The organism is Paenibacillus sp. FSL W8-0187 (assembly GCF_037969755.1).
In the GTDB taxonomy this organism is placed as follows: domain Bacteria; phylum Bacillota; class Bacilli; order Paenibacillales; family Paenibacillaceae; genus Paenibacillus_AQ.
This window is the reverse complement of record NZ_CP150206.1, coordinates 4394386-4420372: the sequence shown is the minus strand read 5'-3', so window position 1 is coordinate 4420372 and position 25987 is coordinate 4394386. Positions and strand designations below refer to the sequence as shown.

34 protein-coding genes are annotated in these 25987 nt (G+C 47.2%); 31 read left to right on the top strand and 3 right to left on the bottom strand.

The window, feature by feature from the left end:
• Positions 1 to 407 precede the first annotated feature (407 nt).
• From MKY48_RS19740 to MKY48_RS19700, 9 genes are all read left to right on the top strand, one after another.
• Entirely contained in the window at positions 408 to 1004 is a 597-nt protein-coding gene (locus tag MKY48_RS19740) for a polysaccharide deacetylase (protein WP_339265684.1), read from the top strand.
• A gap of 84 nt (positions 1005 to 1088) precedes the next feature.
• The gene (locus MKY48_RS19735; RefSeq protein ID WP_339290465.1) at positions 1089 to 2360 is read left to right on the top strand and encodes an alcohol acetyltransferase; all 1272 of its coding nucleotides are present in this window, start codon (positions 1089 to 1091) and stop codon (positions 2358 to 2360) included.
• 92 nt (positions 2361 to 2452) lie between these two features.
• Complete coding sequence (locus MKY48_RS19730) at positions 2453 to 3037, top strand: DUF6320 domain-containing protein (RefSeq protein WP_339265681.1); 585 nt, start codon at positions 2453 to 2455, stop codon at positions 3035 to 3037.
• A 15-nt stretch (positions 3038 to 3052) separates the two neighbouring features.
• Positions 3053 to 3655, top strand: a complete 603-nt coding sequence (locus MKY48_RS19725) for a GNAT family N-acetyltransferase (protein WP_339265679.1) — start codon at positions 3053 to 3055, stop codon at positions 3653 to 3655.
• A 232-nt stretch (positions 3656 to 3887) separates the two neighbouring features.
• Positions 3888 to 4523 (top strand): hypothetical protein, encoded by a 636-nt coding sequence (locus MKY48_RS19720; RefSeq protein ID WP_339273578.1) that lies wholly within the window; start codon positions 3888 to 3890, stop codon positions 4521 to 4523.
• 22 nt (positions 4524 to 4545) lie between these two features.
• A complete protein-coding gene (locus tag MKY48_RS19715; RefSeq protein WP_339265678.1) occupies positions 4546 to 5073 on the top strand; it encodes a hypothetical protein in 528 nt (175 codons plus the stop codon).
• A gap of 10 nt (positions 5074 to 5083) precedes the next feature.
• Positions 5084 to 5623, top strand: a complete 540-nt coding sequence (locus tag MKY48_RS19710) for a methylamine dehydrogenase (RefSeq protein WP_339265677.1) — start codon at positions 5084 to 5086, stop codon at positions 5621 to 5623.
• Between the two features lie 14 nt (positions 5624 to 5637).
• Complete coding sequence (locus MKY48_RS19705; protein WP_098746226.1) at positions 5638 to 6108, top strand: hypothetical protein; 471 nt, start codon at positions 5638 to 5640, stop codon at positions 6106 to 6108.
• A gap of 75 nt (positions 6109 to 6183) precedes the next feature.
• Positions 6184 to 7167 carry an AraC family transcriptional regulator gene (locus MKY48_RS19700; protein ID WP_339265673.1) on the top strand — a complete coding sequence of 328 codons (984 nt, stop codon included), beginning with the start codon at positions 6184 to 6186 and terminating at the stop codon, positions 7165 to 7167.
• Between the two features lie 98 nt (positions 7168 to 7265).
• On the opposite strand, the gene MKY48_RS19695 is transcribed toward MKY48_RS19700, so the two are convergent.
• The 3 genes from MKY48_RS19695 to MKY48_RS19685 all read right to left on the bottom strand — a co-directional run bounded on the left by MKY48_RS19695 (position 7266) and on the right by MKY48_RS19685 (position 11433).
• The gene (locus MKY48_RS19695; protein WP_339290461.1) at positions 7266 to 8444 is read right to left on the bottom strand and encodes an MFS transporter; all 1179 of its coding nucleotides are present in this window, start codon (positions 8442 to 8444) and stop codon (positions 7266 to 7268) included.
• 175 nt (positions 8445 to 8619) lie between these two features.
• Positions 8620 to 10308: a helix-turn-helix domain-containing protein gene (locus tag MKY48_RS19690; protein WP_339265671.1), complete on the bottom strand. Its 1689-nt coding sequence runs from the start codon at positions 10306 to 10308 to the stop codon at positions 8620 to 8622.
• A 114-nt stretch (positions 10309 to 10422) separates the two neighbouring features.
• Positions 10423 to 11433: an ABC transporter substrate-binding protein gene (locus tag MKY48_RS19685; protein WP_339265669.1), complete on the bottom strand. Its 1011-nt coding sequence runs from the start codon at positions 11431 to 11433 to the stop codon at positions 10423 to 10425.
• Positions 11434 to 11664: 231 nt separating this feature from the next.
• Between MKY48_RS19685 and MKY48_RS19680 the strand changes: the two genes are divergently transcribed.
• The 22 genes from MKY48_RS19680 (at position 11665) to MKY48_RS19575 (ending at position 25859) form a co-directional block, all read left to right on the top strand.
• Positions 11665 to 12066, top strand: a complete 402-nt coding sequence (locus tag MKY48_RS19680; protein ID WP_339290458.1) for a NusG domain II-containing protein — start codon at positions 11665 to 11667, stop codon at positions 12064 to 12066.
• A 199-nt stretch (positions 12067 to 12265) separates the two neighbouring features.
• On the top strand, positions 12266 to 13432 hold the full coding sequence (locus tag MKY48_RS19675; RefSeq protein ID WP_339265666.1) for a metallophosphoesterase family protein: 1167 nt from the start codon (positions 12266 to 12268) through the stop codon (positions 13430 to 13432).
• Between the two features lie 53 nt (positions 13433 to 13485).
• Complete coding sequence (locus MKY48_RS19670; protein WP_339265664.1) at positions 13486 to 13611, top strand: hypothetical protein; 126 nt, start codon at positions 13486 to 13488, stop codon at positions 13609 to 13611.
• A gap of 7 nt (positions 13612 to 13618) precedes the next feature.
• Entirely contained in the window at positions 13619 to 14245 is a 627-nt protein-coding gene (locus MKY48_RS19665; protein ID WP_339290456.1) for a hypothetical protein, read from the top strand.
• 17 nt (positions 14246 to 14262) lie between these two features.
• Entirely contained in the window at positions 14263 to 14604 is a 342-nt protein-coding gene (locus MKY48_RS19660) for a DUF3139 domain-containing protein (protein ID WP_339265660.1), read from the top strand.
• Between the two features lie 48 nt (positions 14605 to 14652).
• A complete protein-coding gene (locus MKY48_RS19655; RefSeq protein WP_339265659.1) occupies positions 14653 to 15198 on the top strand; it encodes a GNAT family N-acetyltransferase in 546 nt (181 codons plus the stop codon).
• Positions 15199 to 15331: 133 nt separating this feature from the next.
• Entirely contained in the window at positions 15332 to 15976 is a 645-nt protein-coding gene (locus MKY48_RS19650; RefSeq protein ID WP_339265657.1) for a hypothetical protein, read from the top strand.
• 42 nt (positions 15977 to 16018) lie between these two features.
• Positions 16019 to 16486 carry a hypothetical protein gene (locus MKY48_RS19645; RefSeq protein WP_339265655.1) on the top strand — a complete coding sequence of 156 codons (468 nt, stop codon included), beginning with the start codon at positions 16019 to 16021 and terminating at the stop codon, positions 16484 to 16486.
• 36 nt (positions 16487 to 16522) lie between these two features.
• Positions 16523 to 17080: a GNAT family N-acetyltransferase gene (locus MKY48_RS19640; RefSeq protein ID WP_339265654.1), complete on the top strand. Its 558-nt coding sequence runs from the start codon at positions 16523 to 16525 to the stop codon at positions 17078 to 17080.
• 121 nt (positions 17081 to 17201) lie between these two features.
• Positions 17202 to 17948 carry a GNAT family N-acetyltransferase gene (locus tag MKY48_RS19635; protein WP_339265653.1) on the top strand — a complete coding sequence of 249 codons (747 nt, stop codon included), beginning with the start codon at positions 17202 to 17204 and terminating at the stop codon, positions 17946 to 17948.
• A 156-nt stretch (positions 17949 to 18104) separates the two neighbouring features.
• Complete coding sequence (locus MKY48_RS19630) at positions 18105 to 18806, top strand: class I SAM-dependent methyltransferase (protein ID WP_339265651.1); 702 nt, start codon at positions 18105 to 18107, stop codon at positions 18804 to 18806.
• Positions 18807 to 18821: 15 nt separating this feature from the next.
• Entirely contained in the window at positions 18822 to 19301 is a 480-nt protein-coding gene (locus tag MKY48_RS19625) for a GNAT family N-acetyltransferase (protein WP_339265650.1), read from the top strand.
• A 52-nt stretch (positions 19302 to 19353) separates the two neighbouring features.
• The gene (locus MKY48_RS19620; protein WP_339265648.1) at positions 19354 to 20010 is read left to right on the top strand and encodes an HAD family hydrolase; all 657 of its coding nucleotides are present in this window, start codon (positions 19354 to 19356) and stop codon (positions 20008 to 20010) included.
• Between the two features lie 58 nt (positions 20011 to 20068).
• Positions 20069 to 20620, top strand: a complete 552-nt coding sequence (locus MKY48_RS19615; RefSeq protein ID WP_339273577.1) for a GNAT family N-acetyltransferase — start codon at positions 20069 to 20071, stop codon at positions 20618 to 20620.
• 9 nt (positions 20621 to 20629) lie between these two features.
• The gene (locus tag MKY48_RS19610) at positions 20630 to 20878 is read left to right on the top strand and encodes a hypothetical protein (RefSeq protein WP_339265647.1); all 249 of its coding nucleotides are present in this window, start codon (positions 20630 to 20632) and stop codon (positions 20876 to 20878) included.
• Positions 20879 to 20964: 86 nt separating this feature from the next.
• Positions 20965 to 21663, top strand: a complete 699-nt coding sequence (locus tag MKY48_RS19605; protein WP_339290452.1) for a YjjG family noncanonical pyrimidine nucleotidase — start codon at positions 20965 to 20967, stop codon at positions 21661 to 21663.
• Entirely contained in the window at positions 21614 to 21775 is a 162-nt protein-coding gene (locus tag MKY48_RS19600) for a zinc ribbon domain-containing protein (protein WP_144023430.1), read from the top strand. The genes MKY48_RS19605 and MKY48_RS19600 overlap by 50 nt, the downstream gene beginning before the upstream one ends.
• A 31-nt stretch (positions 21776 to 21806) precedes the next feature.
• Positions 21807 to 22454: an HAD family phosphatase gene (locus MKY48_RS19595; protein ID WP_076321831.1), complete on the top strand. Its 648-nt coding sequence runs from the start codon at positions 21807 to 21809 to the stop codon at positions 22452 to 22454.
• A gap of 332 nt (positions 22455 to 22786) precedes the next feature.
• Positions 22787 to 23404: a VTT domain-containing protein gene (locus MKY48_RS19590; protein ID WP_215162567.1), complete on the top strand. Its 618-nt coding sequence runs from the start codon at positions 22787 to 22789 to the stop codon at positions 23402 to 23404.
• Positions 23405 to 23941: a phosphatase PAP2 family protein gene (locus MKY48_RS19585; RefSeq protein ID WP_339290449.1), complete on the top strand. Its 537-nt coding sequence runs from the start codon at positions 23405 to 23407 to the stop codon at positions 23939 to 23941.
• A 22-nt stretch (positions 23942 to 23963) separates the two neighbouring features.
• Positions 23964 to 25205, top strand: coding sequence for a glycosyltransferase (locus tag MKY48_RS19580; protein WP_339290447.1), 1242 nt, complete (start codon positions 23964 to 23966; stop codon positions 25203 to 25205).
• A gap of 18 nt (positions 25206 to 25223) precedes the next feature.
• Complete coding sequence (locus MKY48_RS19575; protein WP_339265639.1) at positions 25224 to 25859, top strand: DedA family protein; 636 nt, start codon at positions 25224 to 25226, stop codon at positions 25857 to 25859.
• Positions 25860 to 25987 lie beyond the last annotated feature (128 nt).

Sequence of the window (25987 nt, the reverse complement as noted above, 5' to 3'; positions counted from 1 at the left end):
GTAAACCTAATGGACTCTCCGGCAGTTACAATGGCTATACATTTGCAAAAATATGAAGCGCTTACTTTTTAATATTACGAAAAAAATCGATTAGAACCGATATTAGGGACGTGTCAGGTTATTATTTTGGAATAGGGGAATGTCTTTGAGTATTTCAGCAAGAGCTGTGCTCATCTCGAAAACGTTCGGATTGGCAACTTTTTTTATCCGCATCTACGTCTTGAGACTGAGAGCAACTCTGTACCTGAGACGGTGTGAACCTGTGCAGATCTGCTTTATGCTGAGATTAACGGAATTTTACTGGAGAATCATGGAATGAAATATTCAATAAAATATTCAATAAAATATATAGTGAGGTGTTTCAACTGCTGCGAAAATTACTTAAAACCGTCATGCAAAGCTCCTGGATGATATGGGAACGTATCTTCAGCTTCATTTCCAGGTTCCGCAGCTCGCATATCTCGCGCTTTGGCATATGCACGGTCATGATTAAGAAGCATCGAGGCGAGTGCATCGTCTGCGAGGACTCGACGGTTATTCAGAATGGAGATCTGGTAGGCGAGCTTCATTTGGATAATGAAACGATTCTGAAACTCATCCGATCGGAAGGGCCAGATCGTGCGGCTTTGAAAATAGCAAGACTTACAAGAAAGTCCATGCAGCAGATTAGCCGTGCATATGAAGACCAGTCCGAGTTCAGCGAGGTGAGCGCGTTGGTCGGGATTACACTGCTGCACCGTGGATTAACTCATGGGCTTGGTTTTGAGCATCAAGCGATGAAACCGGACTTGTTCCAGAAGCTGACCACTTCCTACCTGCGAATGCTGTTATCGGTGATGCACCCGGATGGGAAGAGCCGGATTGATCGAAGAACCGAATTACTTGTTCCGATGATGTTAATACATACCCGCTCATCGCTGATGAAGCGATTTTCAATGGCGGATAAGCGGCCTCCACATGAAGAGGGTCATGTCGTCTTGGTATCGGCTGGGCTTGAAGCTTGAGTGAAAAGGCATTGCGACGTACATAAGGTAATCCAGTTATAAACTGCTAAATGGGAGTTCTACAAGAAATGAGGAGAGCAACAGATGGAAGAATGGTATAAACTTGACCACGTCGGGAAGCTGTTTCCCGCGGTTGCGGGAAGGGAGAATTCATCAACCTACCGATTGTCGATGATGCTGACAAGTCACGTGAAGCCATCAGTTTTACAACAGGCGCTCGATAGTGTAATAAAGAGATTCCCTCTATTGAACGTCGAGCTTAGAAATGGCCTGTTCTGGAAATTTCTACGGGAGAAGGAGACACGTTTGATGGTGGAACCGGAATCCACCTATCCCTGTGCTCCTGCAGCCCTCTCGACGGAGAACGGAAGTTTGGTGAGGATTTTATATCATGGCAACAAAATCAGCGTGGAGATTTTCCATGCGCTAACAGACGGCGGTGGGGCTCTGGAGTTCCTCAAAACCTTGGTGTTCCAGTATTTATATCTGCTCGGTGAGAACGTGGAGGACAAGGAAGGTCTGATTCTGCCGCCCGCTTCATTTGCCCGTTATGCCGAAGCACAGGACAGCTTTAAAGCTCATTATACTTCGGTCACGGCCGATTCCAGAATGCCGGAGGCCCTGCAAATTCCCGGCACCCGATTCTCGCCTTATGGACACAACGTCATCCACGGCATGATTCACGCCTCGCGCCTGAATGCGGCGGCCAAGCAGAAGGGAGTGACCCTCACCGCTTACCTGACAGCGATTTTGATCATGGCGGTTTATGAGACCACGTTGCCTTTCAACAACGAGAACCGGCCGATCGTGATTAGCATGCCGGTGAACCTGCGAAAAATCTTCCCTTCGAGCAGCCTGCGCAACTTTTTTGCAGTCATCAACATTGGCGTACAGATGAAGGAAGGCATGACATTGGATGATGTACAAGGTATCGTGCATGCACAGATGAAAGAGAAAACGACGAAGTCTTATCTAAGCCAAGCGATGGCCGGCAGCATGAAATACGAGAAGAACCTGTTATCCCGATTCACGCCGCTGAAACTGAAGGATATGGCGATTCGTTATGGATTCGACCATTTCGGTGAAGAGGCCAAAACGCTAACGCTTACCAATCTGGGCCGAGTCGACATCCCTGCGAGCATGGCTGCGCATATCGAGTCGATGGAAACCACGATGTATCCTACGGCCAAGAGTCCAATGAACTGTGCCGTCAGTTCGATCAATGACCAGCTGACCATCACCTTTGCCAGGAATATCGTTGAAAGCGATGTGATCAGGCACTTTTTTCGTCAGCTTGCCATCTTAAGCGGATTGGATATAAGGATCGTCAGCAACGATTGGGGGATGGGTGCATGAGATGTGAGAGCTGTGGGGTATCCGTAAACCCGGCGCACGCAACATGTCCCTTATGCCGGAGAAATTTACAGGGTAAGGGCAACGCACCATCTGTGGGAGATAATTCTTGGTACCCCGTCTATGAGGCTGTTGAGGAGCAGCGTGCGAGCAGTCTTTTATCCAAGTGGCTTACCTTCATTGCCGTGTCCGTCATCGGCTTATCCGTTCTTATAAATATTCTGGGAAATCACGAAGTATGGTGGAGTCTGTACCTCATGCCCTGCGTGCTCTATTCATGGCTGTTCATCAGACATACCTTAATGTCCAAGTCGCACCTCGGCGGCAAAATCGTCGTACAGTTGCTAGGGCTGTCCGGCATGCTGCTTTGGCTCAACGTCGCAGCGGGTACGAATTACTGGTCGACCGGCTACGTCATTCCGTTCCTGATGATGGCGGCAACCCTGCTGATTACCGTTATATGCTGCACCAGAAAAATGCGCTGGCGCGAGTTCGCAGGTTACTTGTTAACCCTGATCTTGCTTGGGTTTGTGCCCTTATTACTGTACGCCATCGGCATGTCGCACGTATTATGGACAGCCGTTGCGGCGGCCGTATATGCCTTATTAACGTTTAGCGGGATGTGCCTGATTGCAGATAAGGGATTTCGAAAGGATATGAAGCGCAGATTACATTTTTGACAGGAGGTAAACATCATGTGCTCCATTACGATTAGAAGAATGGCAGATTATGAACGAGACATTCGCGAGGAAGTGGCGGAAGTGTTTGTTGATGGGTATTATAACGAATTGTCCTATTTCACCCAGGACCGAAGCACATTGAAGAAAGCCTTCCGGGGTCTCTTCAGTCCTGAGGTGTTTTATGTAGCAGAGGTCCAGGGAATCATGATCGGGATTTTAGCCTGTTCCCATCATGGGCAGCGGGCCATGCCGGTCGAAATAGCTCCGCTTCAGGAAGCATTTGGAGACAAGACAGGGGAACTTGCTTATAACGTCATGAAAAATGAATTTAACCCGGCATTGCCCTATGATGACGAGACGGGTTATATCGAATGTGTGGCAACTACCACAAAAGCGCGCGGCAAAGGCGTTTCCACCGCTTTAATGAAGCATGTCATGGAGGAGCTGCCATACAAGCGTTATGTTCTGGAAGTGACCGACAGTAACCAGGTCGCGCTTCGGTTATATCAGAAATTAGGATTCCGGGAGTTTAAACGTTTATCCGAGGATGACTCAGGGGAGAAAGGCTTCAACGACCGTATCTTTATGGAATGGAGAAAGCCTGATCCACGCTATTAGGGAAAGAGCCCCTATACGTTACGGCACTCCATATCGAAAAGAATATAGTTTTCAGGAAAACCGTCTATGGAGATTGTCCATGGACGGTTTCTTTTTTTCTCAATAAGATAGCCATGTAGCGGGCATATCCATCGCATATTTGTGTAAATAATCGACAGGCTGTCACTCATAAGATGAAGAAGTGAAGGGTTCATTCCTAGGGATTGTGGGGAGGTGGCATGACTTGCTGTCGATGTTGCTCTTTATATTTTCCGTCGGTGCTGCAGTGGCCAGCGTGGACACCACCTGTGGGCTGAATGTGTTAGGCAGTCTGGAGGGCACGAAGGTCAGTAAATCCAAATATGCGCTGGTGTATATCGTGTCCTGTACCCTGGGCGGCGCTATGACGGGACTGGCGATCGGGTTCATCAATCTTTTGCTCAAATTAACCCCTGTTGGTTTATATCAAAACTATTTTATTGTCGTGCTGTTTGCCATACTCCTGGGCTTGGAGTTCATTCAGAAAACGGGAATTCTTCCATCCGGCAATTTCATCGTTCCCTCGGAATGGATCAAGCACGCAGGGTACCGTTCCGCGGTATTATGGGGCCAGATTCTGGGCTTGGGTTTTATCACATTGCAGGTGGGCGTCCTCTTTCACGCCTATATCCTGGTCTCCTTGTTCGCCGCTCCATGGTGGTTGAGCCTGCTGGCAGGCGCAACGTTTGGAGTCGTTCGCGGTACCGTGTTCAGCCTCCCGCTGATCCGATCCATCGTGTACCGTATGCTTGAAAAAAGAGTACGCAACCTCACGCTTCTCACGGCCGTGCGGCAAACGGTATCCAAGCTGCTGATTATCGGTTCCATCATCTGGATCATCAGCTACTGAAGAGAAAGGAGCATAGGGACCCATGTACGATTTGCTCGCGATATCCGTTACTCTGCCCATGCTGTTGTCGGTGGTGAGCTTTGGCTGGAGCCGTGTATTCGGTGACCCCGATCTTTTCCCCGGAAGTGCCCGTCTGCATGTTCTGCTCACCCTACTGCAAGTCCTGTCCGTTACCATGGTATATTGTTTTCCATCGCGGCTCAGCTTCCGGGGCATCTCTTTACTCTATTTCGTTCAGGGCTTGGGCGTCGCTTATTTCATCCGGAAAAAAGGAAGGGTGGACTGCGGCTGCCTCGGACCTCAGATCAACTCCAAGCTTGGCTTTCCATTGATTGGGTTCAATCTGGCGATGGGTCTCATGGGATTGGCCTACAGCCATCCTGTCTGGTTTGCGCATAGTCACTCTTTCGCTGTTACCGGCCTGCTTATGGAGGGGATGATGTTGCTGCTATCGCTGTTTATCATCATAGGCGTTCCGGATGCGCTGCACGCGATCCGAATGTACCGAGAGATTGCCGCAACACATATTTCCAAAATAAAAAGGTTGTAAGGAGGCCGCGATGGACACGTTCTTCTGGATCTCATATACCATGCTGTGGATTCTGGTCGTACCGTTGGTCATTCTGAACCTGGTCCTGTTCCGGCAGTTGGGGATTATGGTGATGGGTACCGCGAGAGGCGTGAATCAGTCCGGCATTCCGGTCGGCAAAAAAATACCCGGGGCCACAACGACGACCTTGCAAGGAGCCGAGTGGTCCACGAGCGAGCTGATTGGCACGCCTTCCCTCATGCTGTTCGGATCGCCGACGTGTAAGGAATGCGCCGATATTTTGCCTGATTTTAGGCGGATCGCCCAGATGAATAACGTGAAACCCATTCTTTTGTTATTCTCGTCCGTGGATTTAGCATCGGATTATGTCCGAAAAATGGCTTATGACGATGAGGTGCTGATCGTAAGTTCGGAGTTTGCGAATCATCTGGATGTGCAGGTCACCCCCTATGCCTATGCGGTGGATATGAACGGCGTCATCCGGCATAAGGGATTGGTCAACAGTCGGGAACAACTTGAAGCGTACGCGAAAGCATCAAGGGCTTCTTAAGATGAGGTGAGAGTATGTGGCGGAAGCCGGAGAACAAGGACGAAGAGACGCAGGTGTTGATCAGCCGGGTTACCCGGAAGATGAATCGGAAGTCGCTACTGAATAAATTTGCGCAAAAAACGGCCGAGACGCTTGCCAAAGTATTGGTCCGGCCCGATGATGACGATATTGTCAAAATCTCGTTTGCTGCGGGGCCCTGCCGGCCTCCGCATGGACAATATTGCTCGGGCTGCGGCGCAGATGCTTCCTGTCCGTCCGATTATATTATTTGCACACCCAAGACGGTGATTAACGATTGCAAAGGTCTATGTCCTTATCCTTCCGGGTGGTGGTATACGAGTGATCCAGTAGGACATCGAGCCAAGTGTCAGGATTGCATCTCGCAATATGTGCACCCTTATATCGGCCGAGATTGGTGTTATCAGGGAGCCCAAGTCTATGGGCGGTATGTGATCTGTGCATGCAGGTCAACGGAGCTGTATTGATAGAAGAATAAGGTATGTGATTTATGCAATTCATGATGAAATCAACATTGTAATCCAAGGTGGGAGGTGCCCGGTATGCAGCCGGATTTTTCGGCAGCTTCCAGCTGCTCGGAATCATTGCAGATGATCTATGATGCTTATTTTGCCACTTTAAATATTCAAAAGTCCGGCAGCAATGCCTATATGCTCGCTCCATCTGCGGGAGAAGGTGGCTTCTACCGCTTGCGGACCTATAGCGGCCTACAGATATGCTATTCGGATTATCAATATCATCGCCGGTTTACGAACCGGTTTCAATCGAAAGAGCCGATGATCGAGATTCAGTTCAATTTTAGCGGAGAACGGCATATCCATATTGGCGGAAAGGATCGCACCCTGGACCGTGGGACAAGCGCCCTGCTGTTGATGGAGGATATTGACGTTCGCTTTGCGCTACCGAACCAAGAGCGGCATCAGTCTTTCTCGCTTGGCATTCCTGTCTCCCTGTTTAATTTTGCGGTGGCCCAGACTGCAGGACGTGAAGAGAATCATTTCAGGCAGCTGCTGGATGTTTCCGAATTTCAAAAAATCCACTTGTCTTTCAGCTCCTATGAACAAGAACTGATCAAGAGATTGATTCATGATGTTTGTCAGCCCATGCGATCCATGCTGCTTGTTGAAGGTACAGCCTATGAACTGCTGGATCGAACGATCCAGCAGCTGTTCGGTCATGAATCCTTGCCTGAAGGGCTATCAGCGGCTGATGTACGCAAGCTATGCCTCGCTCATGGGATTCTGGAGTCGAGATATGCTTCACCGCCTTCGTTGCTGGAGCTGGCCAGAGAAATTGGGCTGAATGATTATAAACTTAAGATGGGCTTCAGGCAATGCTACGGGACAACCGTATATGGGTTCATCCGGAAGGTCAGGATGGAGCGGGCGATGGAATTATTGCATAGCGGGGAGGCTAACGTGACCGAGGCAGCCTTGGCCGTAGGTTATCGCAATGTGAGTGCATTCTCGCAGACATTTCGCCAAACCTATGGTGTCAGCCCTTCTGAAGTTAAGAAGTACTACTGATACAGAGATTTACACGAATTCGTTTAACTTTCTTGTGATCGAAATAAGGCCTCCCCGTTTGGGGACGCCTTATTTTGTTTAAGTCGTCGAATCAAGCATCATTCGCAGAGGGGCTGATCCCGTGTTCCAAGCACAACCAATGCCATCAGAAGGACAATGATCCCGATCAGCGCAAACGGGATATGTTTGTCCACTCGATAGAGGGTCGTGCTGAGAATCGGGGAGATCATGGCAGCAATGCCCTGAACGGCAGACACCAGGCCGGCTACGCCGCCTTGCTGCTCGCGGCTAACCGCAAGCGAAGCGCCTGCCATAAATCCCGGCATCATCAACCCGGTGCCCACACCGAATAAGAAGAATGCGATGAAGTAGCTTATCAAGCTTCCGGTGAAGAGCAGCAGCAGCATACTGGCCATAAGCAGTACAGCGCCGATCAGAATCATCGCTTTTGGCGGCCATTTGAGTTTCTTCATCTGCAGGCCCTGCGTGACAATCATGGCGACTCCGCTAATCATCAAACTGAGGGAGATCATACGGGCTGTTTCCTGGGTCGTCAGATCGAGCTGATCCTGATAATAAAACCCGCCGATGACTTGCACCGTAATGATGCCCAGCATGGTGGCCAGGCCCGCAAATAAATAAAGACAAACTCCTTTTTGGAACGGATTCACACGGGGGGCCTTCTGCTGAATGACCGGTTTTGTGGCAGGGACAAGGTAAAGTACAGCAACCACAGCGATTACCGGTAGAAGGGCGCCAGCATACAGCGGGGCGATCAGGCTGATGAGCGCAAACCCGCCGGCAATAGCAGGACCCAATACTAAGCCTAAGCCGTTAGCCGAGCCAAGAAGTGCCATTCCGGCGGAGCGCCCTTTCTCGTCGGTCACATCGGCGATATACGCCTGAGCTGAAGAGGGAACAGCCGGAATAAAGAAACCCACCATAGCCCGAGTAACAATGAGCAGAAGGATAAGCAGCGCACCGGAGATTCTATCATGAAGACCCAGGTACATAACCGCAGTGAATAACATATAACTGACGAACATGCCGATAAAACCAAATACAATGACAGGCTTCCTGCCCTTGGAATCACTTAAATTTCCCCATACCGGTCCCATGACGGCCATTGCGATAGAGCCCAGGGATATGATCAAGCCCGAATGCGTCTCGCTTAATCCCAATTCTCTGATCAAGGGCGGCATAACGGGAGCGATGATCATTAATCCGACCATGGCGACAAATACGCTGAAGAACATGCCGATCCGGATTCTAGCCATTCTATTGTTTCCTCCTATCGTTCCTATTTGAAGCAACATTACGTTGTGAACATTGCTACTCATAAGCCTAAAGTATACTCGCGATTATTCGCTACCTGCTGGCGGATGAAGTTGTGGCGGAACGGATTATTTTAAGGGATAGGATGAATGGCTTTCGTATACTTCCATGTATTGCTTATTGAGAAACTATAAGGCGGTTTTTAGAAGTGGACGTAGACAATAATAGTTCAGGCAGCAGGTTCAGAAGCTTTACCAGCGTTCGGGCATCTCCGTAGTTCCAGCGTTCTGCCCCCAACACATGAACAAGGCCGTTCCGGACAGCCGGCAGGTTGTCCCATAGCGAGGACTGCATCATGTCTTCCGCAGCTTGCCTGGATACGGCATTGCCCGGTATAAGCATAAAGATACGGTCACCGGCGAAGAAGGGCAACTCCTCAGTCGAAATTTCCTTATAACCCAACCCGTCGTTCAGCACCTTGCGAATAGGCTCCGGCGGTTGAAATCCACGCGCGTGATATAGACCTGTTGACAGACCGGACATTCCCATAACGAAGAGACGGGATCCATGGTCATATACGAAGACGGACGCGGTTTCGCTAGGCTTCATGGCTTGCTGCAGTTCCCTCCACATGTTATCCGTCCTGGTTCGATACCAATTGAGCCATTGATCCGCCTCATGCGCTCTTCCGAGCCAATCGCCAAGCGTATGCAAACGATGGGCGAGAGGAGCGAAGGAATTGAATGTGACAGTAGGGGCGATTTTGGAGAACCATCGGTATTCTTTTTCATCGGCATGGGCCAAAATGATCAAATCCGGTTTCCATTCCATGGTTTCAATCGAATTTTTCCGATGGCTTATATCAAGAGCATATTGAATATCAGCCTGCTGGTTATGGGTATTGGTCAGGCAATTGCCTGCCATTGGCCGCATTCCGATCGCGAGCAGATCACCGAAAGTTTCGCCGTAATACAGAATGCGATTTGGTACCGACGGAATATCGACTTCATGTCCGGTCCAGTCGTTTACGCGTTTACTGACGTCCATGCGTTCGGCGAATTGCTTCGGTGACATCCCCGTAATCTGGCGGAAACGGCGGCTGAAATAGTATTCATCCGTGTATCCAATCTCTTGGGCGATGTTTCGCAGCGGTTCATTCCTTTGCGCTAGAAGTTCTTTGGCGCGATTAATGCGCAAGTCGGTTAAGTAATGCAGAGGTTTTTTCCCGGTTCGTTCCTGGAATATGTGCGTGAAACGCCAGGTCGATAATTCGGCCATCTCCGCCAGTTGTTTTACCGTCAGATCAGGATACATGTAGTGCTCGTCAACATATTGAATAACGCTCTCTACGGCTTGCACAGAGGTTGGTTCACGGTCTGCCTGAATATTTTGCTGAAGCAAAAAGACGAGCAATTCGTGAAACTTGGCATGCTGCTGCACCCAGTGGATATTAGATGAATATTCACCGTTAGAATGTAACGATTCAATCAGCCGGAGCAAATGAGAACTAGGATACGCACATAATTCAAACTTCCCCGGAATGAGTTCGTCTTTGTATGTTGTATGCTGCTGTTCACCAACTTGAATGACCGCGAAGGCAAGCGTGGAGTATTGAATGGCGTTGTCCGTTCCGTTATGAACCTGATAAGTGGTGCCGGGACACAGTAAATAACACTTGCCAGGCGTAATCGTGAGGACATGTTGATCGATATGCAGACTGCCTTTACCTTTGGCAAAGATTAACAAGGTATGGGAGTTCGACGTCAAACTACCCGATGTCCATCCGATGGACTCCGTTCGGCTATCCGCATCCACTAAATGATAAGTTAAGGAACGATAGGGGATCTGAAAGGGATTCGCCTTCATGATGGCAACAACTCCATAATCTTAATGATAATGATAATCAATATCGATAATTGTAAATAGAAAAACGAGACAATTCAATAGGTAAGTATTGAACTGTCTCATACAGATGGTCAGTTATTCGGTTATCATATTCGGAAGCTCTTGAAGTAACCATTCCCTTGTAGCTGCGTCACTACCGGATTTAGCAATGTCGATGGTATACACATGCCCATCCTTGACAGCAGGAAGGCTAGCCCAGATCGGACTGTTCATCATGTCTTGTGTGGATTTCTGAGCTTCGGGCTGAACCGGATTCAGGATAAAGATTCTGTCTCCGGCAAACTCGGGAAGGTTCTCCATCGAGATCTCCTTGAATCCACTGTCTTCATCCAGCAACTGTTGAATATTTGGCGTGGGCTTAAAGCCGTTAGGATGATAGAGTTCTTGAGATAAGCCCGTGCTGGCCATGACAAAGAGCCGGTCCCCCGGATAATACGTGAAGACGGAGGCTGTCTCATCGGGTTTCATGCCGACGGATTGCAGTTGCTGCCACATGGCATCTGCCTTAGCCTCATAATCGGTTACCCATTGTTCAGCTTGCGCCTTTCTGCCGAGAATATCGCCAAGCTCCGGCAAACGCTTCTCCAAAGGAGCAAATGTATCAAACATAAGCGTGGGTGCTATCTTGGACAGTTGTTCGTATGCCGTCTCGTCTGGGTTCGCCACGATAATCAAGTCCGGGTTGAGTGCGAGCACCTTCTCGAAGCTGGTCGGAAATCCAATGTCTTCCACATTTTGAATCCTGTCTTCATAAACGGCCCCTTTCATCCGGTTCATATCGGTACCGATTACTTGGACATCCAAGACCAATAAATCGCTGAAAGTTTCACCGGAGAATATGATGCGCTTTGGCGATACGGGGATATCAACACTGTGTCCTTTATAATCCGTATAGGAACGCATAGCATCTTCCGAGCCAGTATCGGATGGGGGGGAGTCGTTAGGGCTGACGGTTGGCTGAATAGCAGTTCCTGCCGTTCCCTGCTTCATAGAAGAAGGGGGGCTGCTTCCATTGCATGCCATCAACATGAGACTCATCAATGCAAGGATGCTGATAGTTATGGGCAATTTTTTAGTAGGTTTCATGGTTTCTCCTCCACAACGGTTTTCAAAAATATTAGAGATAATGATAATCATTCTCGTTAAAAACATCATAGCGGATGCTTGTTCCGGACTCAATGGACAAAAGAAAAGGTTCCTTTTCAGTTTGTACAAGCCGTTTGAAGTGGATAACGAATGTGACAAAATTCATTTCGATGGCTTTGCACATCGTTCATACTTGGGTTCCAAAGACTGTGCATGTCAGGAGGGAGCATGTTGTCCAGATTAAGACGCGGAGATATGATCCTGTTTGCCTTGATCCTGATCCTTGGCTCCTTCACGGGTCTGCAATGGTGGAAGCATAGCCATGTGGATTACCAGCAGGGACAACTGCAGGCCTTGATTACGGTGAATGGCAAAGAATACGAAACCGTCCCACTGACCGGGGACGAACGTATCATTGATATTAAGACCAAGTTTGGACACAACACCCTGAAAGTGTACGACTACGGGATCCAGATGATATACTCGGATGCCCCGAGGAGAATTGCACTGGATATGGGATTTATTTCGGAACCCTACCAGCAGATCATCTGCGTGCCGACTAGAGTCGTGGTCGAGGTGTTAGTCCCCGAACATGAACAGCGTGAGACGGAACTGGATGCTGTGGTAGGCTAAGTTCAGGGTACAAGAGGGTATGGTTATCATAAATTTCACTAAGAACCGGGGGTTTTTGCCGGTTCTTTTCGTTATGTAGGACATTGGCGTGAATGTAAGGTTAGCGTAACTTTTTAGCTGAAAGGATAGTTATAATTAGAGAGGAAGTGAGATCGTGCTACCATAATTTCCCGAAAAATAGGAACGAAGGAGGCTGAACATGCTTTCCATTATGAAAGGGCCGTACCTGCAAAACCCGACCGAACACACTATGACCGTGATGTGGGAAACGTCTCTCCCTGCAACTTCCAGGGTAGATGTTCTACTTGCTGAGAGAATACATAGCGGACATCAAGGGAACTACAAGCAGCCTGTTGACCTATTCGGTACTTTCGCTAATGAGTCTCCAACACGGATACATCAAATAACGGTGGAGGGTCTCGAGCCCGGAACCACCTATTATTACAGGATCTACACCCAGCATGAATCCTATAAGATTGATTCAAGATTTTATATGTTCAAGACAGCAGCAGGACAAGGTGAGCCATTCTCTTTTACAGTGACCAGTGAAACCGGGGGTTACAGCGGGTTTGATTCGTCGGGAGGACGTATAAATCAGAGAATTTTCAGCCGGATGAAGCAGTATCGACCCGATATCGCCTTGTTTGTAGGAGATGTCGTCCATGACGGGAAGCTTGCTGAGGATTGGGACAAGTATTTCTTTGGGCCTGGACGAGATTTTTTTGTGGATACACCTATCTACAGTTGCCTGGGAAATCATGAGGACAACGCGTCATGGTATTACGATCTGTTTGCTTTTCCCGAACCGAAGAATTTCTACGCATTTTATTACGGAGACGCTCATTTCATCTGCTTGGACAGCACGGAATTGATCAGAAAAGAAGATTATCCTCGCAGCTCCGGCGTAATGAGTCCGGGAAATGCGCAGTATGATTTCTTGGAACGCGAGCTCTCAACAAGCAATCGCAGGTGGAAAATTGTATATTTTCACTACCCGCCATATGTTTCGGGTGGCTATCAAGTCGAGGATTTGCGGCAGCTTTGCCCGGTATTTGAACGGTATGGCGTGGATCTGGTTATCAACTCGCATACGATTGTATATGAGCGAAGCCACCCATTGACGCAAGGAACCGTGGATTACGACAACGGCATCGTGTACATCGTAGCAGGCGGCGCCGGAGCCATGCCGGGCTGGTTGCTGCCTAAGAGGGAATGGCATACTTCGCAGTCTTTGGCGGTGCCTCATTTTCTGCAAGTCGTTGTAACGTTGGATCGCTTGGAAGTGCGCGCCATCGATGATGAAGGGCGATTGTTTGATACGCTGCGAATACGAAAAAGCGCTGAAGGCAAGAGGGATTACATATAGAAGAGATATGGTTGAATGCAGGTCTCCAGTCCAAGCAGTAAGGTGGGGTGAAGATGGAAATGCTCGCATTGATATTGATAGTAGGCTTTTTATTCGTTGTGGCATATTTGAGGGCGATCTGGAACGTATTGCTGGAGATTCGAAACGAGTTAAGACAAGATAGCGACAGAGGGACGTGATTATATAATGAACGAGAAAAAAGACTACTCCCACGTATATTGGATCGGGGGGTCCCCCTGTTCAGGCAAATCCACGATTGCTGAAATGATCACGAAAGATTATGGCTACACCTATTATCAATGTGATTTGTTCAACGAGAAGCATGTGAACGCAAGCAATCCGTCTGAGTTTCCCACCATGTTCCGATTGAAGGATATGACCTGGAATGCGTTGTGGTCACGACCTGTAGAGCAGCAGGTTCATGAAGAACTGGAGTTTTATCGCGAGGAATTCCGGATGATTGTGGATGATGTATCGGCCATGCCGGATACGAGCCCCATCATTGTGGAGGGTGCAGCGCTTTTGCCGGAAAAAGTAGCAGAGCTGGTATCCAGCCCTCATCAGGCGATCTGGGTCGTGCCGGTACCGGATTTCCAGAAGGAGCATTATGCGAAGCGGGAATGGATCCATGATATTCTGGATCAATGTGATGATCCTGATACCGCGTTTCAGAATTGGATGGGACGAGATATCGGCTTTGCGGCATATGTGGCCCAGGACGCCATGGATCGGGGATTCAAGGTTATCTTCGTGGACGGAAGCAGAAGCATTCAGGAGAACTACGAAGAGGTTAAACGGCATTTTAATCTATGAAAATAGCAGGGAATAAAATGAAGAAAATCAGAATTGCATTACTGGTATTGTTAGCTCTTGTGCTTCTGTCTCCCTTTGTGTACGTGCAGGCGAATAAAATGATCTACGCTAAGAAGGTGAATGCCTACCTGCTAGAAGAAGAACATTACAGCAAGGATGAGATACAGTCGGTAAAAGGCGTCTGGGGCGTTAAGCTGCCTCCCTTTTATGTCGTCGTGGTGTTCAAGGACGAGCCTGATGTCGAATATATTTATTTTGCACATGATACGATTATGCAGTTCGAATACCGATTGACGCCAGAGGGGAAAGCCCGTGGAATTACCCGATCAAAGCTAAGGCATTATATCCCAAGGGACTAATATGGTATGATCTGATTTCAGTTTAAGCTGTTCAAGGGGGAGTTTTGCATGTCCATTACACTACAAACTTCGCGTCTGCAGTTGAAGACCGTGGATCAGGATCGGGCAGCGGATGTGGTGGATTTTATAGTCAAGAACGATGACCATTGGAAGGTGTGGGAGCCCGCTAGAGAAGCTGAGTTCTACACCATCGATAAACAGGCGGAGATTCTGGCTGCGGAGAGTCGAAGCATAGCTGACGGATCTCTGTTTAAAGTGTGGCTGCATCAAGATGATGAAATCATCGGTTCGATTTCGATCAGCAATATCGTTCGAGGCGTCTTTCAATCGGCACATGTGGGATACAAGCTGGCACAGGCTCACACGGGGAAAGGATATATGACCGAAGCGCTAAAGGCTGTGGTCGCCTATTGTTTTGATACGTTGGAGTTACACCGGTTGGAAGCTAACATCATGCCAAGAAACAAAGCTTCATTGAATGTAGTGAGACGACTAGGCTTCTACGAAGAAGGACTGGCTATTAAATACCTGAAGATTAACGGCGTCTGGGAAGACCACCTACATATGGTTATCCGCAATGAACGCTTGGAGTAAACGCATGGAAACGAAAGGTATATACTACAATGATTTATAAGACAAACCGATCATCAAGACTCAGACCTGAGATGGGAGCATTTGGGGCGCTGGGTCTTTCTCACAATTACGATAAGTTCAGGAGGTTATCGCTATGCCGTGGCCCATGGTCCATTTTGCGGTTGCCCAGCAGCTGGGCGTACCGGAGCCGTCTCCGTACTTGCTGATCGGGAGCATCGCTCCGGATGCCATTCATGTTAGAGGCAAGATCACGAGAGAACAGAAAGGGATTACGCATCTGGTACATGACGGAAGGCTGCCTGATGCAAATCTCATCAAGGAGAATTATCTGCATTATCTAAATCTGAAGCCGGAGAAGGCTTGGAGAGAATATATATACGGTTATTTTGCGCATATCTACACGGATTTACGGTGGGTTCAGTCGTTGTACGCTGATTTTAAGCAAGAAAACATAGAGGACGAAGAAAACATAAGATATACATACAACCAGGAGGTCAGCCAGCTTGAATTCGAATTGAAACGATCAGAGCATTGGACAGACTCCATTTTGAATAAGCTTAAGGATTCGGCAGGACATTCCATACCTCTTTTTGTTGAAAAGTCAGAGGTAGAGCAGTACCGAACGCTCAAATTAGAGTGGCTGTTGGATGAACGTAATGAGCCGAAGGTTGAGCTGATTTATTTTACCTTAGATAAAGTGGAAACGTTCATACAGGACACAGCTGCCGAGTTGAACACATTATTCATCCCATCGGGAATTCATGAACATGGAGGTTGAATTGAAAAGAAAATACAATTACTTAGGGATATATAGGAGGTTGTGGCTCTGAAGAATAAACTTCGATTGGGTTTATGGATCTGTTCTGTCTGGATGGTATTGGTTTTGTGCTCCTGTCAGAGCGAAGGTGAAAAGGTAGAGCATGTTGAAGCTTTTATCGCTGAAAATATAATGATGAATGCAGATGGATTCTCTGTACCCGCAGGTTATAAAAAAGTGAATTCCATTACCAATTATGAAGACAATCGAGGGGAAACTCAGTCACGAGTACGGGCGATTGAAGATTATTATGATAGCAATGGTAACTTTATTATAACAAAGGTATATGATCAGAGTCATAAACGATTGAAAAATCTACAGACGGAGGATACAAACAATCTCGAACAGGAGTTTGATCAGCCTCTAACCATCCACATCCCTGATGACCAAACATGGAAACCCGTCCAGCTAACCGATGAACAAAAGAATGAAATTAAAGCACATGTTATGAAACACACCAAAAATCTGTGAGTCTATTGTAATTGAAGGTACAAGGGGGGGCTTTTCATGCTTCAAGTAGGAGTTAGGCGACCCAATCGCGGCGATATAGATGCCATGGATGATTTTTTCAGGTTCGTGATTACCGATACTTTTGCCAAAGAAGGTTTATCAGATTTACTTGAAGATATGGAGCAGGAGATCGACAGCAAAAATAGGTACTTGAACGCGGATTTTGATACGCACGGAGAGCAGAGATACTTTCTCATCGGACTGCTAGACAACAACATTGTGAGCTGCATCGAGTTTGGACCATCCAATGCATTGATCCGGGAAGCTACTGATGGTGAATGGCGTGATGTGGTTGAAATCGGAACGGTATTTGTTCATCCTGATTACCAACAGCAAGGGATCGGAAGTTTAATGTTAAATGTCATGTATCTTACGCTTCTCAATAAAGGAATGACCGAATTTTGTTTGGATAGCGGATACACCCAAGCACAGAAGATCTGGAAGAAGAAGCTAGGTGAACCCGATTATGTCCTTCAGGACCATTGGGGGAGCGGAGCAGACCATATGATATGGAAAAGAAGGCTCGTGGATGTTCCTGTTCTGTTCAGATTATAGGCGGTTATTCGAACAATCGAAGCCAAGTGGAAGTTCTGGTTGAAAGCAGACATTTTTATTTATTGAGTAAAAATTCGTATTATCGTATATTTATACCTATCATGTTGTAGGAGTGGTATACGTGCATAAGAGAATCGAAGAGCTTACCTTAAACGCTTGGCCAGCGCTCCAAACCTTGACACATCATGGATGGCTGTTACGATTTGCAGACGGTTATACCAAGAGATCCAACTCCATTCATGCTCTCTATACAGAGCCTTCGATAGACCTTTATGGCCAGATTGAACAATGTGAGCGTTTATATGTAAAGGCCGGGCTTGACGTCATATTTAAAATGACACCATTCAATCCGCAGGAACTCGATCCTATTTTGGAATCCAGGGGATATACCATACAGGATCCTACCAGCTTTAGAGTGTTGGATCACTTGGATGATATTGAGCCTCCATCCCATGAGGAGGTTAAGATCGAAGAAAAGCTAACCAATGAATGGCTGAATGTGCTCGGGGATGTTACCGGAATTTCCGAGAGAAACAAGGCTGTGAAAAGAAAGCTATTTAACTATTCCGTGATACCGTATGGATTCTTCATCCTATATGATCAAGCTGAACCTGTAGCATGCGGGATCGGAGCTTTGGAGCAGGGCTTTGTAGGAATATATGATCTGGTTACGGCTCCGGCATGTCGAAATCGCGGGTTTGGCAAACAGTTACTGTTACATATACTGCAGTGGGCCAAGAAGAATGGAGCCACGAGCAGCTATTTACAGGTGGTACAGAGTAATCTTGCTGCAAGCCGATTGTATGATCGTCTTCAGTACAAAGAGATTTATTCCTATTGGTACAGACACAAACGTATCGAAGGGTAAGCACATGCGACCCAAATCATGGATATTGATGAATCCGCTGCTTATGTGAACAAGGGGTTACTCAATCTGATGAACAGTTGTATAATCATGGAAGATGCCTGGCACGGATGACCCGGCTTGAGTTGATGTTATCCGATGCGGAAAGTTGGTGAATCCATGTTTGATTTATCGTCGAAATATTATGATGTAATTTACAGCCTTAAGGATTATAAGCAGGAGGCGCACCTGGTCCGGGAATATATTGAAGGACAGGGCAAGAATTACCGGACCATGCTCGATGTTGCCTGTGGAACTGCGGAACATGCTTTGTTCTTAAAGCAGTTCTATGCAATCGATGGTATTGATCTAAATCCCGAATTCGTCTCGATAGCGAAGTCAAAAAATCCTGAGGGAAATTATTCGGTTGCCGACATGACCCGTTTTCACTTGGATCGGAAATATGATGTGATCCTGTGTCTGTTCAGCTCCATCGGTTATGTGAAAACGCTGGATCTATTGGTACAGACCCTTACGCAGTTTAAGGAGCATCTGAACGAGGAGGGTGTCATTCTGGTTGAGCCGTGGTTTACACCGGATGTCTGGACCGCCGGAAGAGTGGACGCGATCATGACTGAGCGTCGCGGGATCCATATCAGCAGGATGTCCCATTCGGACCGCGAAGGCAATATTTCGATCATGAAATTCGAGTATTTGTTTGGAAGCGAGCATGGAATTGAACATTATACGGAGGAGCATCGTATGGGGCTCTTTACCGTGGATGAGATGATTAAGGCATTCCAGGAAGCGGGCCTTCACGTGGAGCATGATACGCAAGGCTTGATTGGAAGAGGCATGTATATTGCACGAAATATGAAGTAAGGAGGAGCTTGTAATATGTACACCCATAGGCCGCTGGCAGACGAGGATTTATCAACGATATGCAGCTTTCCTCAAACGCCGGAGGAGCTGTTTTACGTGAGTCCCAGATCGGAGTTTCCTTGGACGCCGGAGCAAATCTTGAGTTTGCTAGAAAATCGATATGATCCTACGGTTATTGTTGAAGAATCTACAGGGCAGGTTGTCGCTTATGCGAATTTTTATGAGGATGTTGATCAATCTCTGCTGCTCGGCAATGTTATCGTTGCTCCGTCGCATAGGGGAATGGGAGCCGCGCAGAAGCTGTTACAGACCATGATGGATATAGCCAAAGAGAAATATGGAATGACAACCTTTTCTCTTAGCTGCCATAATACCAACTCCAGAGGGCTGGTTTTTTATCATAAGCTTGGATTTGAGCCCTTCGATGTCCGTATTACGACGTTAGATGATGATCAGAAGATGATTACCATTCAGATGAGGATGAATTTAGTCTGAGTGGGATGGTGTATAGTCGTTCTTGAAGGAAAGGATGAAAGGGGAGCGAGGTATGTCCACCATTCAGGCGGTGCTGTTTGATTTTGATGGTACATTAGCAGATACGTTGCCGCTTTCGTTTAAAGCGTTCCGGGCGGTTTTCTTGAAATATGAAGGCAAAACGTTGACGGATGCGGAAATCGTGGAGACCTTTGGTCCAACGGAGGAAGAGATTATAACTAAATATCTCTCGAACCCAGCCCATGTTGACGAAGCCGTAGAATATTATTACGAAGTGTTTGAGAAGGATTTTCAGAAGCATGTACAGGTGTCGGAATCGATCCAGAATCTAATCTCGAAGTTGTGGGATTTACATATACCCATGGTCATTATTACGGGCAAGAGCAGAAGGTGCCTGGATATCTGTCTTAGAAATCTGGAGCTGGACGGTTTTTTTGCCGCTACTATCACGGGTGATGAGGTTGAACGTTCCAAGCCGGACCCGGAAGGGATATTCAAAGCCGTTCAATTGCTCGGTCTGAGTACATCGGACGTGGTTTTTGTCGGCGACAGCGATGCCGATATAGCGGCAGGCAAATCAGCCCAGGTGCTCACCATTGGAGCGCATTGGTTTGATACCGTACAGAACGTAGAATTTAGCGTTGAACCTGATGATATTTATACTCGGCCCGATCAGTTAATAGCCCTCGTCATGGGCCAGGGAAAATGAGCGAGCGAATGAATGCAGGAGGACTATATTGAACAAGACAAGTATCCATTCCCCAGGAATGCCCTTCACAATTGAATGTGAGGACATCCTGCTCAGGGAATATATGGTGGAAGACCTTGATGCGATCTTTAAGATCACGCACGAACCTGAGATCAGACAGTTCCTGCCCGGTTGGGATGTACCCAGGGAACAGCGGCTCGAATGGTTAATCAACTATGAAATTGTGGAGAATCGGCAGTTCTTGCAGACCGTTCATGACGGCGGGGACGTGGGGAAGCTGCGTCTGCGGCTAGCCATGGTCTTAAAAGAAACAGGCGAATGTATCGGCTGGTGCAATACAGGTCCTAAGGAAGAGCTGCCTCAGCCCAATCGAGAGATTATGTACGGAATCTCGAATCAGCATTATAATAAGGGATATACTACGCAAGCTGTACGGGCATTAATCCAGTTCTTGTTCCGGAATACAAGCGAGCGCGAGCTAAGCGCTTTAGCCGTCGTTCATAATCATGCCTCCAATAAAGTGATCCAAAAATGCGGGTTTACCTATATCGGCGAGATCGAACTTGAGCAGGAACGGTATCATCACTATAATTTATGCGATGAGAATTAGGGAGGCCATATGAAACAGCTAGCCCTTGAAGCGGGAATCTTTATTGTGACGGAATTGCTTTTGATCACGCTCTTGGGCGTGGGCGAATGGGCAATGATGGTGTTCTCAGCAGGTGTAATCATTACGATATTATTGTTAATTTTCATGCGTCTGACAGAGTTGGTGAAGAGTAACAGAAATCGTCTAGATCATCTACAAAGGCAAAGGATTAAGGAATTGAACCAACAATCCAAATTAACTTCGACATCCGGGCATTGATTTGATGAGTCAGAATGAATAAAATGATATGCTGGGTAGCAGAAGGGTAATCGTTGAAGTTAAGCAGCATGAGAAGGAGGGCAGCCGTGCGTTACAACGTTATTTTATTTGATGCAGATGAAACATTATACGACTATGCCAAATCGGAGGCTTTTGCGTTGTCCGGCGTTTTTGGCGAGATTGATCAGGAGTGCACGGATGCCATCGTAGACAGATACAGACGCATTAACCAGCAGTTGTGGCGTGATTTCGAGCAGGGGAAGGTTACACAAAGTGACTTGCGTACGGCCAGGTTTGACCGGCTGTTGGCAGAACACAACATCAAGTGCGCCTTGGATGCCAATGCCTTTAGCGATATATACATAAAATATCTAGGGCAAGGCTCCTTTCTGATGGAAGGGGCAGAAGAGCTGTGCAGTCAACTGGCCGAACGCGGCCAACGAATGGCTATCATCACGAACGGAATCAAGGAAGTGCAGTTTAACCGAATTAGCCGGTCTCCGTTATGCGATTCCTTTGAATGCATCATTGTTTCGGAGGATGCTGGGTCCCAGAAGCCCCACGAAGGCATATTCGATTATGCATTCGATAAGTTGAATCATCCCGACAAGAAGGAAGTTCTCATCGTCGGCGATTCGTTAACTTCCGATATACAAGGAGGCATCCATTACGGGATTGATACCTGCTGGTATAACCCACTGCGCAAGCCAAACCCGACATCCATTCAACCTAAGTATGAGATCCATTCCCTTATGGAACTGCACGATATTATTTCATCTGAGTGATCTTGTTGTATCCTGTACCCGATGCGGTTTCGTCGAAGTATTCAATCCCGATGTGCTCAGAGGCCATAAAACCGGAGTGCTGGGAACGTTACTCGATATTATCTGGCGTTAACTAAAATACATATCAACAAAGGAGCATGAACATGATACAGGCATTTATTTTTGACATGGATGGGGTCATTATTGACAGTGAACCGCTTCACTTTGAAGTCGATATTCAGGTGATGAACGACTACGGATCGGCGATAACCCATGAACAGCTGGAGAAGTATGTAGGCATGACCAATCCGGAGATGTGGGCAGCCATTAAAGATGAACATCAGCTTGCTCAATCCGTTTCGGAAATCATTGAATACCAATTGTCCAATAAAATTGAAATACTCACCTCACGGGAAATGGAGCCTATAGATGGCATTCGGGAGCTCCTTGCGGAGCTTAAAGCACGTAACATACCGGCAGCTATTGCATCATCATCGCCACCAGTATTTATATCGGCCGTCTTGCGTAAGTTCGATCTCTTGGATCAGTTTGAATGCGTTGTGAGCGGTGAAGAAGTGGAGAAAGGGAAGCCGGCACCGGATGTGTATCTTAAGGCGGCTGAATTGCTCGGAGTGAATCCAGAGCATTGCATGGTGCTTGAGGATGCAAGGCATGGCGTTGCTGCAGCGAAGGCGGCTGGAATGAATTGCATAGGCTTCGTGAACCCGAACTCGGGGAATCAGGACTTATCGCAGGCCGATCATGTGGTGAACTCGGTCCGAGAGGTCGCGCAAATTTGTCAATTTGAATAGTTCATGGTCTTAGAGCTTGGCAGTTTGGCCGCATATTGCGGCTAAGCTGTTTTTTTTGTTTATGGTCCAAATGGTTATAAACTCAACTTATTGATCATAAAACTCGTTTATACTATATCTACTATATTATATCTACTATTAGTATCTAGACCTAAGTCTAGGTTGATTATCGTCTGAAGACGGAAGTCATCTTTCTTCAATCATGATATTCTTACATTAACATGATATGTGAGAGGAATGTGAACGGATGATTTCGGATATAAATTTGACCCACGATATCGCACAGTATAGGGATTGCCCAGTGTGTAGTCTAGCAGAGGAGACAAGACCTGATGGATTTTTTACGTAATTTAGGCGATATCGGATTATTTATTCATGCCATGATCGATGCGATTATTTTTCCGATTCCGGCACTTTTCTCGCAATTGTCTTTAAGTGCATTGAGTCCGGACCGAGCGATCTGGCTCGCCTCGATCGGATTTGTCGGCTGCTTGATCGGAACGCCGATCGGTTATGGAATTGGCAAGGCTTCCGGAAATTTGGTCTTAACCAAGGTCATGAAGAAAAAATGGCACGATTCCGCCACCGCCTTGTTTACCAAGCATGGCGAAGCCGCAATTCTTGTCGGTGCGTTTACACCGATTCCTTTTAAAATCTTCACCATTCTATCCGGCTGCATGAGCTATCCCTTATGGAAACTTCTCACCTACGCAGCGATCGGACGCGCCGTGAAGTTCTATACCGTAGGTGTGCTCTTCTACGTATATGGCCGTGCTGCAGAGAATATGGTGGACAGCGTGCTTACGATTATTTTGATGTCCGTAGGTGCTCTGATTGGAGGAATTTGGCTGACGGTTCATTTTATCAAGAAACGCAGGAAAAAACGTTCGGAAATCCCTGTCGTGCAGGGTTCAAAAGATTCAGTTGATGTAACGGCAGGTGAAGAATGAATGATCGAGCGATTACGAAGATTTGATCACCGGATATTTGTCTGGTGCAACCAGACGATCAGCAACAGAGCCTTTGATCGGCTGTTCGGCGGCATTACCCATCTCGGTGGAGCCACCTTTACGATTCTGAGCGCACTGCTCATCGCCTGGGCTGCATTTGAAGCATGGGACATAACGGCATATCAGAGTGCCATTGCCTTAACCGTTAGCCATCTGATTGTTGTCCTCATCAAGAAGATCGTCAGAAGAGATCGTCCGTTTCGGGTTCTAGAGCAGGTGAAGATTGGAAATTTTCCATTGAAGGACTATTCCTTCCCGTCAGGACACACCACGGCGATCTTTGCCGTCATAACACCATTGTTGTTTCTGGTATCTCCGCTGCCTACGATACTGCTAATTATCCTGGCTGCGCTGGTCGGTCTATCCCGTATATATTGGGGATATCATTACCCAACTGATTGCCTGGCAGGCAGTCTGATTGGATTCGGTTCTGGATGGCTGGTCGTTTACCTGATGCATGTCATTGGAATCACATAACGTTAGATAAGGAGTAATATTCATGAGATCCATATATGAGCAAAAAATCATCATATTAACCGGAAGTCTGGGAGAGGGTCACAACCAGGCATCAAAGGCCATTGTGGAATCAGCAAAAAGAAACTACCCTCATCTGCGCGTGAAAGTCATTGATTACATGGAGTTAACTCATCCACGTCTGCATGTGGCTGGTCAGTTTTTCTTTGTGCAATGGATGAAGCACTTTCCATCCTTTTATGGATACTTATTCCAGAAAACGCGCGAGGAAAACACCCTCATCCAGATGCTGAAACGCTTTAGTACCTTCAGTCTTCACAGGCTCAGCACGATGCTGGAAACGGAAAATCCGGCTGTCGTGGTCAGTACCTTTCCGCCGGCAGCAGCGGGGATGTCTCTGCTGAAAGCGATGGGTTTCACAAATGTGCCGACGGCAACCGTCATGACGGACCATACGGATCACAGCTACTGGATACACTCTCATACGGATTATTACATGGTTGGTTCCGATGTGGTACAGGTTGCATTGGAGCGCAAAGGCGTGCCAAGCGAAAAGATCTCTGTGACCGGCATACCCGTTAATCCGCTGTATAGTCAACCTGTCGATCCGGAACGGCTCCGAGCCTATTACGGCTTGTGTCCATCCGAACAGGTCGTACTGATTATGGGCGGTGGAGAAGGGATGATCGATAAAGAAATAATCGAACTCTTGAAATCAAGGGCATACCCGCAGGGTGTTCGGTTTATGGTCGTGTGCGGCCGCAATATGAAATTATATCAATCACTGCTGGAAGAGTTTTCAGAGCATCCGCAAATCACGGTCATGGGTTACGTAGATCGTATGCATGAGTTGATGGCGATAGCGGACCTAATGATTACAAAGCCGGGAGGCCTCACGATTTCCGAGGCATTAACGATGGAACGGCCGATGCTGTTAGTGAAACCCTTGCCAGGCCAAGAACAGGATAATGCGGACTACCTGGTTGGAATAGGCGTGGCACGGCAAGCCATGGCGGGTGAACTGCAGCACCAATTGCTAACATTAATTACAAGTCCGCCCTTATTGCAAGAAATGAAGCGAAGAGCGGCCATTAACACGCATAAAAATTCGGCTTTAACAGTCCTCACAAGATTGATGGATATTCAACAGAATCAGCGCCATTCTCGTGAATGGTCTGAAAATATGAATCCGGTGCCCTACGAGGTGCTGAACAAAGAAGTTTATGTAAATGATGCTCTACAACACTACTATGACAGTTATCGGTAAGATGAAGGAGTTTTCCCCATGAATTTGTTTGAATTGGTTGAGCAGTTGTTTGAACAATACGGCTACCTGGTGTTATTGATTGGGCTTCCCCTTGATTTTATTGCTCTTCCAATTCCTCCTGGAAATAGTACCTTAACCTATACCGGGTTTTTGACCTATAAAGGAATCATCGATATGGTTCCTGCCGTTGGCTCTGCTTTTATGGGAGCGGCTATGGGGCTAACCATTACCTATATCCTGGGATACAAGCTGGGGATGCCGCTTATAGAGCGCTATGGAAAATGGCTGTTTATTAAGCCGTCCCTTGTAGAGAAAACGCAGGCCTATTACAACAAGTATGGAAATAAGCTGCTCATTATTTGTTTTTTCATACCCGGGGTCAGGCAATTTATCGGGTATTTTATCGGCATGATTCGGGTTCCCTATCGAACGGTGTGGCTATATGGGTACACGGGGGTAGCCTCATGGGTGCTGGTCTTTTTCAGCATAGGCTTTATATTCGGCGAACAGTGGCAGTACATTCTGAATGTGGTTGAGCATTATTTGAAAGTGATCTTTGTCTGCCTGGGTAGTTCATTTCTCGTTCTGCTGGTGTGGAGTCGTGTTAAACGCGAGAAAGCCAAGAAGCTGCCCAAAGTGACCAGGAATGAATAGTTATAAATGAAAAGAATACTTGCCAAAGCTGGCCCAGCAAACGTGGTTTTATGTATCTGTGCTGGGTTTTTATTTTTGGGACGAGCCTTACAGAATTTATGATATATTCTAAATAAGTCAGCAGTACA